General features: G+C 64.6%; 10 protein-coding genes and 1 tRNA gene. All 11 read left to right on the forward strand.

Translation table 11 applies throughout. The features are described from left to right. Positions 1-173: 173 nt before the first annotated feature. Complete coding sequence (locus E3T29_RS15335; RefSeq protein WP_134346443.1) at positions 174-1,277, forward strand: PDZ domain-containing protein; 1,104 nt, start codon at positions 174-176, stop codon at positions 1,275-1,277. Between the two features lie 132 nt (positions 1,278-1,409). Then, positions 1,410-4,325, forward strand: coding sequence for a UPF0182 family protein (locus tag E3T29_RS15340; protein WP_241987848.1), 2,916 nt, complete (start codon positions 1,410-1,412; stop codon positions 4,323-4,325). A 221-nt stretch (positions 4,326-4,546) separates the two neighbouring features. Next, positions 4,547-4,620: transfer RNA gene (locus E3T29_RS15345), tRNA-Met, on the forward strand. 81 nt (positions 4,621-4,701) lie between these two features. Beyond that, positions 4,702-4,827, forward strand: a complete 126-nt coding sequence (locus tag E3T29_RS20500) for a hypothetical protein (protein WP_255575332.1) — start codon at positions 4,702-4,704, stop codon at positions 4,825-4,827. Between the two features lie 227 nt (positions 4,828-5,054). Next, on the forward strand, positions 5,055-6,017 hold the full coding sequence (gene iolC, locus E3T29_RS15350) for a 5-dehydro-2-deoxygluconokinase (RefSeq protein WP_134346444.1): 963 nt from the start codon (positions 5,055-5,057) through the stop codon (positions 6,015-6,017). After that, a complete protein-coding gene (locus E3T29_RS15355) occupies positions 6,014-6,895 on the forward strand; it encodes a class I fructose-bisphosphate aldolase (protein ID WP_134346445.1) in 882 nt (293 codons plus the stop codon). The genes iolC and E3T29_RS15355 overlap by 4 nt, the downstream gene beginning before the upstream one ends. 36 nt (positions 6,896-6,931) lie before the next feature. Next, positions 6,932-8,443 (forward strand): CoA-acylating methylmalonate-semialdehyde dehydrogenase, encoded by a 1,512-nt coding sequence (locus E3T29_RS15360; RefSeq protein WP_304997043.1) that lies wholly within the window; start codon positions 6,932-6,934, stop codon positions 8,441-8,443. Between the two features lie 8 nt (positions 8,444-8,451). Then, positions 8,452-9,405, forward strand: coding sequence for a 5-deoxy-glucuronate isomerase (gene iolB / locus E3T29_RS15365; protein ID WP_134346446.1), 954 nt, complete (start codon positions 8,452-8,454; stop codon positions 9,403-9,405). Between the two features lie 11 nt (positions 9,406-9,416). After that, positions 9,417-11,303 carry a 3D-(3,5/4)-trihydroxycyclohexane-1,2-dione acylhydrolase (decyclizing) gene (iolD, locus tag E3T29_RS15370; protein ID WP_134346447.1) on the forward strand — a complete coding sequence of 629 codons (1,887 nt, stop codon included), beginning with the start codon at positions 9,417-9,419 and terminating at the stop codon, positions 11,301-11,303. A 124-nt stretch (positions 11,304-11,427) separates the two neighbouring features. Continuing rightward, positions 11,428-12,426 carry a Gfo/Idh/MocA family oxidoreductase gene (locus E3T29_RS15375; protein ID WP_134346448.1) on the forward strand — a complete coding sequence of 333 codons (999 nt, stop codon included), beginning with the start codon at positions 11,428-11,430 and terminating at the stop codon, positions 12,424-12,426. Then, positions 12,423-13,322, forward strand: a complete 900-nt coding sequence (locus E3T29_RS15380) for a TIM barrel protein (RefSeq protein ID WP_134346449.1) — start codon at positions 12,423-12,425, stop codon at positions 13,320-13,322. Before E3T29_RS15375 ends, E3T29_RS15380 begins: the two co-directional genes overlap by 4 nt. Positions 13,323-13,365 lie beyond the last annotated feature (43 nt).

The following is a 13,365-nucleotide window of genomic DNA, read 5'->3' on the forward strand; positions in this document are numbered from 1 at the left end:
TCGTTCGGGGGTAGGGAGTCGTCGGCCACTTCAGGCCCCTCTCAGTTGCATACTTCTACGCTAGTGCGAGTAGCCCGCTCGGGGCTGGGAAATATCCTAGGCTGAAGGGCTTGCTGTGCGCCCGTCGCGAACACGACCCGTAACCAGACCAGTACCAACACGGAAGGAGCACGGTGGCTCTCTTCACCGATGACTCACCGGCACCCACCAGTGCACGGCGCCGGCGCCCATCGATCGGCTGGATGGCGCTGTTGATCGCACTCGTCGCCGGGGTGATCCTGGGTATCATGCCGGCCCCCTACGTCATCGAGAAGCCGGGCCCGGTCTTCAACACCCTCGGCTCTGCCACCGACGCCGATAACGTCGAAACGCCGCTCATCACCATCCCCGACGAGACGGTCTACCCGACCAAGGGCACGCTCGATCTGCTCACCGTGTCGTTGCTCGGCAATCGGGAGAACCGCCCGAGCTGGCTCACGGTTGCCGGAGCCTGGCTCGATCCGAGCGAGGCCGTACTGTCCATTGATCAGGTCTTTCCCGAGAACGTCAGTACCGAGCAGCGCGACGCGCAGTCGAGCGCCGACATGATCAATTCCCAACAGGATGCCATCGCCGCTGCACTCACGCACCTCGGCTACGACTACCCCACGACGGTCACGGTGGTCAGCCTGCCCGATGGTTCTCCGGCCGCGCGAGTCATCGAGCGCAAGGACCAGATCGCCGCGGTGAACGGCCAAGCGGTGGCCAATGTCGCCGAACTGCGCGCTGCCCTGCAGGTCAACGGCGCTGATAAGGCGGCGAGCATCGACATCCTGCGCAGCGGTGTCGCGCAAACCGTCTCGGTCACGCCGATCGACAACGACGGAACGGTGGTGGCCGGAGTCAACGTGTCGGTCACCTATGACTTTCCGTTCGAGGTGCAGATTCAACTCGACAAGGTGGGCGGCCCCAGTGCCGGGATGATGTTCGCGCTTGGCATCATTGACAAGCTCACCCCTGGCCAGTTGCAGGGCGGCGAAAACGTGGCCGGCACCGGAACCATCGATCAGTCCGGCGCGGTGGGACCGATCGGCGGCATCCAGCAGAAACTGCACGGCGCACTTGAGAGTGGGGCAACCTGGTTCCTGGCCCCAGCGGACAACTGCGACGAGGTGACCGGCAATATCCCCGATGGTCTGACCGTGTTCTCGGTTTCGACGCTCGATCAGGCGCTCACGGCCCTCGAGGGAATCAAGACCGGCGACACGAGCGACCTGCCCACCTGCCCGGTTAAATAGCTGACATTGTAGTCCCCTCGACGCGTGGCAGTGATGACTCTCTCAGGGGCGCTTAAGTAGGATAGAGGTTGACCCTGATCATGTAGTCAATGATCCCCCTGTACCCAACGACTGAGCGCAAGAGGCCAATTCGTGAGTTCATCAGCAGCCGACAACGCCCCACGGCGCAGCCGAGCCCCGCTAGCAATCACCGCAGCAATTATCGCAGGGCTGGTGATCCTGTTCTTTATCTTCGCCGGACTGTATACCGATGTGTTGTGGTTCGACCAACTCGGGTTCCTTAATGTGCTGACCACCCAGTGGATCGCCGGCACCGTGCTGTTCCTGATCGGGTTCGTCGCCATGGCCGTGCCGGTGTGGGTGAGCATCCAGCTGGCCTACCGCCTGCGCCCGGTTTACGCGAAGCTCAACTCGCAGCTTGATCGCTACCAGCAGGTCATTGAGCCGTTGCGTCGCCTTGCGATGTACGGTATCCCCGCCCTGCTCGGCCTCTTCGCCGGTGTGGCCGCTGCCACCCGCTGGCAGACCGTGCTCATGTGGCTCAACCGCACCGAGACCGGGCGCGTTGACCCGCAGTTCAACTTCGACATCTCCTTCTATCTGATGGATCTGCCGTTTTACCAGGCCGTGCTCGCCTTTGCATCCGCTGTGGTGCTCATCGCGGCCCTCGTCACGGTCGCGACGAGCTACCTCTACGGTTCCATTCGGGTGTCCGGCCGCGAGGTGCTCATCTCCAAGGCAGCACGTGTGCAGATCGCCGTCACTGCGGCGCTGTACCTGTTGCTGCAGGCAGTGAGTATCTGGTTCGACCAGTACTCCACCCTCACCAACCAGGGTTCGCTCATTACCGGTGCCGGCTACACCGACGTGAACGCCACCATCCCCGGCCGTGCGATTCTGGCCGGCATCGCCGCCGTCGTCGCCCTCCTCTTCATTCTCACGGCCATCATCGGCCGCTGGCGCCTGCCGGTCATCGGAACCGCGCTGCTGATCGTGTCGAGCCTGCTGATCGGCTCGCTCTACCCCTGGGTCGTCGAGCGCTTCCAGGTGGAGCCGAGCGCCAAGGCCCTCGAGGCCCCGTATATCGAGCGCAATATCGACCTCACGCGTGATGCCTACGGCGTCGCCAACATCGAGGAGATCGCCTACGACGCGAAGACCACCGCCGAGCCGGGCGCCCTGCGTGCCGACGCCGCGACCACCGCGAACATCCGTATCCTCGACCCAGCACTGGTGAGTGACTCGTTCGGCCAGCTCGAGCAGTTCCGCCAGTACTACCAGTTCCCGAATAATCTCGATGTCGACCGCTACATGATCGACGGCGTGTCGCAAGACACCGTCGTCGCCGTTCGTGACCTCAACCTTGACGGCCTGAACACCGGTAACACCTGGGTCAACTCGAAGACCGTCTACACCCACGGCTATGGTGTGGTGGCCGCTTACGGCAACCAGCGCTCGGTCGACGGGCAGCCCGTGTTCCTCGAATCCGGCATTCCCACGAGCGGTGCGCTCGGCGATTTCGAACCGCGCATCTACTTCGGCGAGACCTCGCCCGAGTACTCCATCGTCGGCGCCGAAGACGGCGTCGATCCGATCGAGCTGGACTATCCGTCGGGCACCGAGGGTGCCGGGCAGACCTATACGACGTTCTCCGGCGACGGCGGACCGAAACTCGACAACGCGTTCAAGAAGCTCATCTACGCGCTCAAGTTCCAGTCCGAGCAGATCTTCTTGGCCGCGTCGGTCAACGACAAGTCAGAGATTCTCTACGATCGTGACCCGGTGACCCGCGTGCAAAAAGTTGCGCCGTACCTGACACTGGACTCCGACGCCTACCCTTCGGTCGTCGATGGTCGGGTCAAGTGGATCGTCGACGGGTACACCACGTCGGCGAGCTACCCGTACTCGACCCCGGTGAGCCTGAGCGACGCCATCGCCGACACGCAGACGCCGGCTCAGCCGTATGCGCTGGACAGCATCAACTACATGCGCAACTCGGTCAAGGCCACGGTTGACGCCTACAGCGGCGAGGTCACCCTCTACGCCTGGGATGACACCGAGCCGCTGCTGCAGACCTGGCAGAAGATCTTCCCCTCCACGCTCAAGCCCATGAGCGAGATGAGCGGCGACCTGATGAGCCACGTGCGCTACCCGGCCGACCTGTTTAAGGTGCAGCGGGCCATCCTCGGCCAGTATCACGTCACCGACCCGGGTTCGTTCTACTCCAAGGACGACGCGTGGATCTCGCCGAACGACCCCGACTCGCCCGCGACCAACCCCACCCTGCAGCCGCCGTACTACCTCACCATGCAGGTACCCGGATCGGACAAGCCGTCGTTCTCGATGTACTCCACTTTCCAGCCGGAAGCGACCGGTGAATCCAGTCGTAACGTGCTCTACGGCTACCTCGCCGTGGACGCCGACGCTGGATCAGTAGACGGTGTCAGAGCGGATGGTTATGGCCAGCTGAGACTCCTCAACCTGCCCAAGGACGGCACCGTGCCCGGTCCCGGCCAGGTGCAGAACGTCTTCAACGCCGACCCGACCGTCTCGACCGAGCTCAACCTGCTGCGGCAGGGATCGTCGACCGTGCTGAACGGTAACCTGCTGACCCTCCCGGTCGGTGGCGGACTGCTCTACGTGCAGCCGGTCTACGTGAAGTCAACGGGTGAGACCAGCTACCCGCTGCTGCAGAAGGTGCTCGTGGCCTTCGGTGATCAGATCGCGTTCGAAGATACCCTGAACGGTGCCCTCGACGTACTGTTCGGCGGCGACTCTGGTGCCACGGCCGGTGACACGGCTGTACCGGACACGGCTGCCACGGGTGGCGCGACCGGTGAGACGCCGGCCACGGGCACGGACGTGCCCAGCACCTCGACCGGTGATCCGGCAACGGATGCTGAACTCAAGTCGCTGCTCGCCGTCGCCAAGACCGCGATTGCCGACAAGGCAACCGCACTCGCCGCCGGCAACTTCGCCGACTACGGCACGGCGGACGCGAAGCTCTCCCAGACGATCGCGAGCATGCTCGCCCTGCTCGGCGAGTAGTTCGACCCCGAACAACCGGACGCAAGCCCTCACCCGTCTCGGGTGGGGGCTTGCGGCCTTTGTGCGCTGCGCCGCGGGAGGGGGCTTTTGAATATTTTCCTTGCGGCGAGCCATTCCATGGTGTTTGATGCCATTAGAGATGCAGATTCGGTGCCCAATTGGCGATATCAACCCAAAGTGGTCAACCGAGCTTTCAGGGTGTGCTAAATTTGTACTTGTAGCGCGGGGTGGAGCAGTTCGGTAGCTCGCTGGGCTCATAACCCAGAGGTCGTAGGTTCAAATCCTGCCCCCGCAACAGATGCCCCCGGAACCCTTGGTTCCGGGGGCTTTTTCGTGCCGGTCTCCTTATCCGTGGCAGTGCCGTACCGTTGCCGTCATGAGCAATGACGCGACCATGGCCATCGACACCGAGCTGGCCGATGCGCGAGCAGCCACAGCCTTTGTGGCCGGCGGGCAGCATCCGTTTAGTCGTCGCTGCACCCTACGCGACAACCATCGGTGATGACGACGCTGCGAGCGTTGTCTCCGGGAGCCTCGCCAACCTCACGGGCGGGCGACGGGGCGAACGACGCGGAGCATTTCTTCAGCTGAGACACCCGTTCCGGCGGCACCCCGCTGGCTCTGAAAAACTTATTGTGAATATGTCATGACATTAAGCGCAATGGGCGCTACTGTGGAGGAACGGCGACAAGCCGACCACTTCTAGTTCAGAAAGTTGTACATCGGCGTATGACGACTTCACCGCGATCCCCCCACGACGTGCTCACAATCGGGCGCGTCGGCGTTGATATCTACCCGTTGCAGGATGGCGTCGGCCTCGAAGATGTCTCGACCTTCGGCAAGTACCTCGGTGGCAGTGCCACGAACGTTGCCGTCGCGGCTGCCCGCCACGGACTGAACTCAGCGGTGGTCACCCGCACTGGAAACGACCCGTTCGGCAACTACATTCACCAGGAGCTGCGCCGCCTCGGTGTGAGCGACGAGTACGTCTCCGGCGTGCCCGACCTGAACACCCCCGTCGTGTTCTGCGAGATCTTTCCGCCCGACGACTTTCCGCTCTATTTCTACCGGGCACCCAAAGCTCCCGACCTGGTCATCAATGCAGACGAGCTCGACCTCGAAGCCGTCAAAAACGCCCGCATCTACTGGTCAACCGTGACCGGCCTCAGCGAAGAGCCCAGCCGATCCGCTCATTTCGCAGCCTGGCAAGCCCGCGGCCGAAGCCCACTGACAATTCTCGACCTGGACTACCGGCCCATGTTCTGGGCCTCACCCGAAGAGGCGAGCGCTCAGGTTTCGCTCGCGCTCGGCCAGGTGACTGTTGCCGTCGGCAACAAGGAAGAGTGTGAAGTCGCCGTCGGCGAGACCGAACCGCTTCGGGCCGCCGACGCCCTGCTGGAACGCGGCATCGAACTGGCCATCGTCAAGCAGGGCCCCAAGGGCGTACTCGCGAAGACTCGCACCGAAACCGTCGAGGTGCCGCCGTACTTCGTCGACGTCGTCAATGGCCTCGGCGCCGGCGACAGCTTCGGCGGGGCGCTCTGCTACGGACTGCTGCAGGACTGGCCGCTGCGCCGTATTCTGCAATTCGCCAACGTGGCCGGCGCCATCGTGGCCGGCCGCCGCGAATGCTCGACAGCAATGCCCACGACCACAGACGTTGAAGAAATACTGAAGGGACTGCCAGCATGACCACGCTGGACTTCGACGCCCTGCGGCATGCCCGCGCGACGCAGCCCGAGCGCATCGGCGAAATTCTTGCCAGCCGCACCCGCCGCGAGCTGATTCGCGGCGACGGGCGCCTGTTCATCGTGGCCGCCGACCACCGCGCCCGCGGTGCCCTCGGTGTGCGCAACGATGCCAACGCCATGGCCAACCGCTATGACCTGCTCGAAAGCATCGCCACCGCGCTCTCCCGCCCGGGCGTCGACGGCGTGCTGGGCACCCCCGACATCATCGACGACCTTGCCCTTCTCGGTCTGCTCGACGACAAGATCGTGGTCGGTTCGATGAACCGCGGCGGGCTCTGGGGTTCGTCGTTCGAGATGGACGACCGCTACACCGCCTACGACATCGACAAAATCAAGCGCGACCGGCTCGACTTCGCCAAGAACCTCGTGCGGATCAACCTCGAAGACTCCGGCTCGCTGGCTACCCTCGAGGCGACAGCGCTCGCCGTCAGCGAAGCGGCCAAGTGCGGCATTCCCATCATGCTCGAACCGTTCATGAGCTCCTGGGCCAATGGTCGCGTCAAGAACGACCTCACAACGGATGCCGTCATCCTCTCGATTGCCATCGCCGAGGGCCTCGGTAACTCCAGCGCCTACTCGTGGCTGAAGCTGCCGGTCGTTGCCGACATGGCTCGCGTTATGGCCGCCACCACCCTGCCGACCCTGCTCCTCGGCGGTGACCCGGTCGGCGAACAGGAAGAAACGTTCGACTCCTGGCGGAACGCCCTCGGGCTGCCCGGCGTGCGCGGCCTCGTTGTGGGCCGCAGCCTGCTCTACCCGGGCGACGGCAACGTCGAGGCGGCCATCGATACCGCGGCCGAGCTCGTGCACGGCGCCTAAAACTCCTATCCACTCTCGTTCAGAAAGAAGTTCACTTTGCCTACAACAGCAACAGACCTGGCCCTCGTTGCGCACTGGATCGACGGAAAAGAACAAGCAGGAACTTCCGGCCGCACCGCGCCGGTCTTCGATCCTGCCCTCGGCACGGTCAGCAAGAACGTGTCGCTCGCCGACCAGGCCGAGATTGCGGCCGCCATCGCGAGCGCCAAGGCCGCCTTCCCTGCTTGGCGCGACCTGTCGATCGCCAAGCGCCAGCAGGTTTTGTTCAGCTTTCGCGAACTGCTGAACGCCCGCAAGGGTGAAATGGCCGAGATCATCACGAGCGAGCACGGCAAGGTGCTCTCCGACGCCCTCGGCGAGATATCGCGTGGCCAGGAGGTCGTGGAATTCGCCTGCGGCATCCCGCACCTGCTCAAGGGCGACTACTCCGAGAATGTCTCTACCGGTGTCGACGTCTACTCCACCCGCCAGGCCCTCGGCGTCGTCGCCGTGATCAGCCCCTTCAACTTTCCGGCCATGGTGCCGATGTGGTTCTTCCCGCTCGCCCTCGCGGCCGGCAACGCCGTCATCCTCAAGCCCAGCGAGAAGGACCCGAGCGCGGCCATCTGGATGGCCAAGCTGCTCAAGGAAGCCGGACTCCCCGACGGTGTGTTCACCGTGCTGCAGGGTGACAAGGAATCCGTCGACGGCCTGCTCGAGCACCCCGACGTGAAGGCCATCTCCTTCGTCGGCTCGACCCCGATCGCCCAGTATGTCTACGGGACCGGTACACGCCACGGCAAGCGCGTGCAGGCTCTCGGCGGAGCAAAGAACCACATGCTCGTGCTGCCCGACGCCGACCTTGACCTCGTCGCCGACTCCGCCATTAACGCCGGCTTCGGCAGCGCGGGGGAGCGCTGCATGGCCATCAGTGTCATCGTCGCGGTCGAACCCGTCGCCGACGTTCTGATCGAAAAGCTCGTCACCCGCATGAACACCCTTACCGTCGGCGACGGCCGTCGTTCCTGCGACATGGGCCCGCTGGTCACCGAGGTGCACCGCGACAAGGTCGCCAGCTACATCGACATCGCCGCCACAGACGGCGCCACGATCGTCGTCGACGGCCGCGGCATCGAGGTGGACGGCGACCCGAACGGATTCTGGCTCGGCCCGACCCTGATCGACGCCCTCCCGGTGACCTCCAAGGCGTACACGGAGGAGATCTTCGGACCGGTACTCTCAGTGGTACGCGTGGCGAGCTACGAAGAGGGCGTCGACCTGATCAATTCCGGAGCTTTCGGCAACGGAACCGCCATCTTCACCAACGACGGCGGCGCGGCCCGCCGTTTTCAGAACGAGATCGAGGTGGGCATGATCGGCATCAACGTTCCGATCCCCGTGCCCGTGTCGTACTTCTCCTTCGGCGGCTGGAAAAACTCACTGTTCGGCGACACCAAGGCCCACGGCGTCGAGGGTGTGCACTTCTTCACCCGCGGCAAGGCCATCACCAGCCGCTGGCTCGACCCGAGCCACGGCGGCATCAACCTCGGCTTCCCGCAGAACGCCTAGGCCACGACATGACAACGCCATCCGCTGCCCCTCACCCGCGCGACTGGTTCTACGCCCGGGGCTCCCTCGAGCGTGACGGCTGGGAAACCGTCGTCGACACCGCAATCAGCGGATGGCGTTACACCGGAATCCGCGTCGCCGCCCTAGTCGCGGGGGACTCCGTGTCGCTGGCAGCCGAGGGCGTAGAACGCATCGTGGTTCCCCTCGCCGGGGCGTTCACGGTGCGCTACACCCTCGCGGGGGAGACCGAGCCGCGAGTGCAGGTTCTCGCTGGGCGGGCATCCGTTTTTCACGGCCCGACCGACACGCTCTACCTGCCCACCGGCACGGCTCTTTCGATAGAAGGCGCTGGGCGGATCGCGGTGGCCGAAGCGCCGACCGATCAGGCGCTTCCGGTGGCCTATATTCCCAAAGCGGATGTCCCGATCGAGTTGCGCGGGGCGGGTCGCTCCAGCCGGCAGGTACACAACTTCGGCACCCCGGCCAGTCTCGCGGCCGACCGGCTGATCGTGTGTGAGGTGATTACGCCGGCCGAGAACTGGTCGAGTTACCCGCCGCACAAGCACGACGAGTACCGGGAGGGCGTGGAGTCGAGGCTCGAGGAGATCTACTACTTCGAGAGCAACGTCACCCGAGGCCAGGTCGCGCCGGAGATGGCGCGCCCGTTCGGTCTCATGCGCACCTATTCATCCGAAGCCGGAGATATCGACATCTCGGCCGAAGTGCACACCGGCGACGTTGCCCTCGTGCCCTTCGGCTGGCACGGCCCCTGCGTTGCAGCGCCCGGCTACGACCTCTATTACCTCAACGTGATGGCCGGCTCTGACCCCGACCGCTCGTGGCGCATCAGCGATGATCCGGCGCACGGTTGGATTCGGGGCACCTGGTCGGGCCAGGAGTTCGATTCCCGACTTCCTTACACTTCAGAACCCGCAGTACTCCGAAAGGACACACCAGCGTGACAACCCGACGCATGACAGTCAGCCAGGCACTCATCGAGTTCCTCGCCCACCAATACACCGTGGACGGCGATGTGCGCCAACGCACGATCGCGGGCACCTTCGGCATCTTCGGACACGGAAACGTCGCCGGCATCGGCCAGGCCCTCAAGCAGCTGTCCGTGGACGACCCAACCCTCATGCCGTATCATCAAGCGCGCAACGAGCAGGGAATGGTGCACGAATCGGTGGCTTTCGCTCGGATGCGCCGACGTCGGTCGACCTTCGCCTGCACCGCCTCGGTCGGCCCCGGTGCCACCAATATGCTGACCGGGGCCGCCCTTGCCACGATCAACCGGCTGCCCGTGCTGCTGCTGCCGTCCGACACCTTCGCCACCCGGGTGGCCGACCCGGTGCTGCAGCAGTTGGAACTGCCGCACGACGCGAGCATCAGCGTGAATGATGCCTTCAAACCGCTGTCGCGCTTCTTCGACCGGGTGCAGCGCCCCGAACAGCTTTTCTCGGCCGCGATCGGCGCCCTGCGGGTGCTGACGGACCCGGTGGAAACCGGCGCCGTCACGCTGTGCCTCCCCGAGGACGTGCAGGCACAGGCTCTGGACGTGCCGGTGGAGTTTCTCGCTGATCGGGAGTGGCGCATCCGTCGCCCCCGGCCGGATCGGGGCGTCATCGACCAGGTCGTGCGCACCATCCGTGAGGCCAAGCGCCCCATGATCGTGGCCGGCGGCGGCGTCATCTACTCCGACGCCGCAGCGGCGCTCGCCGCCTTCGCCCTGCACACCGGCATTCCGGTTGGCACCTCGCAGGCCGGCGTCGGTTCCCTCGTCTGGGACCACCCGCAGAGCCTCGGCGCCGTGGGCGCCACCGGAACGACAGCCGCCAACCGCATCGCCCGGGACGCCGACCTCATCATCGGAATCGGCACTCGGTACAGTGACTTCACGACCGGCAGCCGCACCGCGTTCCAGCATCCCGGCGTGCGCTTCGTCAACATCAACGTGGCGTCCTTCGACGCGATTAAACATGGCGCAGCCATCGCGGTGGTAGCGGATGCCCGGGAAGCGCTGCTGGAACTCACCGAGAGTCTCGATCGCTACCGGGTCGACGCAGAATTTGCCGATCGCATCCGCTTGGAGAAAGCGGAGTGGAACGCGGTGGTCGACGCGGCCGTCACCCCGAGTGGTCGGCCGTTGCCGGCCCAGTCGGAAATCATCGGCGCGGTGCAGCACGCCGCAGACCCGCGCGACGTGGTCGTCTGCGCGGCCGGCTCGCTGCCCGGCGACCTGCACAAGCTGTGGCGGGTGCGAGATGAACTCGGCTACCACGTTGAGTACGGCTTCTCCTGCATGGGCTACGAGATCGCCGGGGGCATCGGCGTGCGCCGGGCTGCCCCCGACCGTGACGCGATCGTCATGGTCGGCGACGGCTCGTACCTCATGATGCACACCGAGATCGTGTCGGCGGTGGCTGAGGGCGTCAAAGTCATCATCGTGCTGGTGCAGAACCACGGCTACGCCTCGATCGGTCATCTGAGTGACACCGTGGGGTCGCAACGGTACGGCACGCAGTATCGTTTTCGCGACACGGCCCACAACAACTTTGAAACGGATGCGACGCTGCCGATCGACCTGGCGGCCAACGCGGCCAGCCTGGGTATTTCAGTGATCAGGGTCGAGCCCGGGCCAGACGCCATCGCTGATCTGGCCGCGGCCGTGGCCAGGGCGAAGGCCTCCGTGACAGCGACGCTCATTCATGTCAACAGTGACCCCCTGCTGTTCTCACCGGACACGGAGAGCTGGTGGGACGTTCCCGTGGCCGAGGTGTCGGCCCTGGACAGCACGACGCAGGCGCGCCGTGATTATGTGGCGCAACGTGAGAATCAACGCCCCTATCTGGGGTCCTAGCTCATCCGACCAAGATTTGTAAGTATGTCAAGACAAAGCCTTGACGACCGTTGGGCAAGCGTATACCGTGGTCAAAAGAGACAACATTAGGACATTAAAACAAACTCACTGTGGAGGCTATAGAGTGCGATTCGTAGTTCTGGGAGCCGGCAGGATCGGGCTCTCTCACGTCGGCACGTTGAAGACGCAGGCCGGAGTCACCGACCTGCTGATCGCGGATCTCGATCCGGCCCGCGCTGCGTCCGCGGCGGCCTCGGTCGGCTCGGCCTCCGCCACGATCGACGAGGCGTTCGCCTCGAAGCCAGACGGCATCGTCATCGCCGCGCCGACCTCGGCCCATGCCGAGCTCATCGTGCGGGCCGTGCGCGCCGGCATCCCGACGTTTTGCGAGAAGCCCCTCGCCGAGAATCTCAGCTCGAGTATCGCGCTCGTCGAGGAGGTCGAGCGTCACGACATTCCCGTTCAGATCGGGTTCCAGCGCCGTTTCGACGCCGGCTACACCGAGGCCAAGCGTGCCCTGCAGAACGGTGACATCGGCGAACTGCGACGGATGCACGTGCTGACCTGCGACCCGACGCCGCCCCCGGCCGAGTACATTCCCACCAGCGGAGGAATTTACCGCGACTGCCACATTCACGACTTTGACATTCTGCGCTGGGTCACCGGCCGCGAGGTCGCTACGGTCTTCGCGACCGGTGCCAACCGCGGCGCCTCCTTCTTCGGTGCTGCCGGTGACGTTGACGAATCCGCTGCTCTGCTGACACTCGATGACGGAACCCTGGTTACCGTGCAGGGTTCACGTTACAACGGTGCCGGCTACGACGTGCGCATGGAACTGGCCGGAAGCCTCGGAAACCGTTCGGTCGGAATCGACGAGCGCGTTCCGCTGACCAGTGCAGAGCCGGGCGTCAGCTTTCCCAGAGAGTCTGCCTGGCCCAACTTTCAGGAGCGGTTCGCTCCCGCCTACGCTGCGGAGCTGGCCCGATTCGTCACCGTCGCCGCGGGCGAGACCGTTAGCCCGTGCACCCCTCGGGATGCACTGGAAGCGCTGTACATCGCCGAGGCCGCCGAACTGTCCCGTGCCGAGGGACGCCTGGTGCGCCTCGATGAAGTCAGGCGATGACCGTGGCCGAAGCATCCGCTCATCTCCTGAGCCGCATCGCTGCCGCACCCATTTCCTGGGGCGTCTGCGAGGTTCCCGACTGGGGGTTTCAGCTCGCGCCTGAGCGTGTTCTCGGTGAGATGCGCGAACTGGGCGTCGTGGCCACCGAATTCGGTCCCGAGGGTTTTCTTCCGTCTGGTCCGATCGACAAGGCCGAAACCTTGGCGGCTGCCGGTCTGAAGGCCGTCGGTGGTTTCGTTCCGATTGTGCTGCACGACGCGGGAAACGACCCGGTTCCGGCTATCGAGGCTGAACTCGACTCGTTTCTGGCAGCGGGGGCGACCCGCCTCGTTCTCTCGGCCGACACCGGTCAGGTCGGCTACGACTCCCGCCCGACGCTGAGCGAGCAGGAATGGGACACACTTCTCGCCAACCTCGATCGGCTCGTGCAGACCGCGGCCGCCCGCGGCGTGGTGGCCTCGATTCACCCCCACGTCGGAACAATGATCGAATCGAGCCATGACGTCGAGCGGGTATTGAACGGCTCACAGATCGGGCTGTGCCTCGACACCGGACACCTGCTCATCGGCGGGACCGACCCGGTCGAACTGGCCCGCGACAACGCCACTCGGATCAGCCACGTGCACCTCAAAGACGTGCGCCGAGCCCTGGCCGAGAAGGTGCAGCGCAAGGAACTCACCTACACCGATGCGGTGCGCCAGGGCCTGTACACACCGCTCGGTACCGGTGACATTGACATCCGGGCGATTGTCACCTTCCTCGAAGGGGCCGGCTATGCAGGCTACTACGTGCTCGAGCAGGACACGATCCTGACCGAGAACCCGGCAGAGGGCCAGGGCCCACTCGCGGATGTGCGCACCAGCATCGATTTCATCGCCGGTTTGGCGACTCCCTAAGACTCTTCACGACCGACAGCACAATCCGCACCACACACGGCAC

It is taken from the genome of Cryobacterium sp. TMT1-66-1 (assembly GCF_004403435.1).
Lineage (GTDB): Bacteria > Actinomycetota > Actinomycetes > Actinomycetales > Microbacteriaceae > Cryobacterium > Cryobacterium flavum.

Excerpts from the sequence above, each read along its gene's own strand:
- E3T29_RS15355 (WP_134346445.1), top strand. The coding sequence starts at position 6,014 with ATGACCACGCTGGACTTCGACGCCCTGCGGCATGCCCGCGCGACGCAG.
- iolD (WP_134346447.1), top strand. The coding sequence starts at position 9,417 with ATGACAGTCAGCCAGGCACTCATCGAGTTCCTCGCCCACCAATACACC.
- E3T29_RS20500 (WP_255575332.1), top strand. The coding sequence starts at position 4,702 with ATGAGCAATGACGCGACCATGGCCATCGACACCGAGCTGGCCGATGCG.
- iolC (WP_134346444.1), top strand. The coding sequence starts at position 5,055 with ATGACGACTTCACCGCGATCCCCCCACGACGTGCTCACAATCGGGCGC.
- iolB (WP_134346446.1), top strand. The coding sequence starts at position 8,452 with ATGACAACGCCATCCGCTGCCCCTCACCCGCGCGACTGGTTCTACGCC.
- E3T29_RS15380 (WP_134346449.1), top strand. The coding sequence starts at position 12,423 with ATGACCGTGGCCGAAGCATCCGCTCATCTCCTGAGCCGCATCGCTGCC.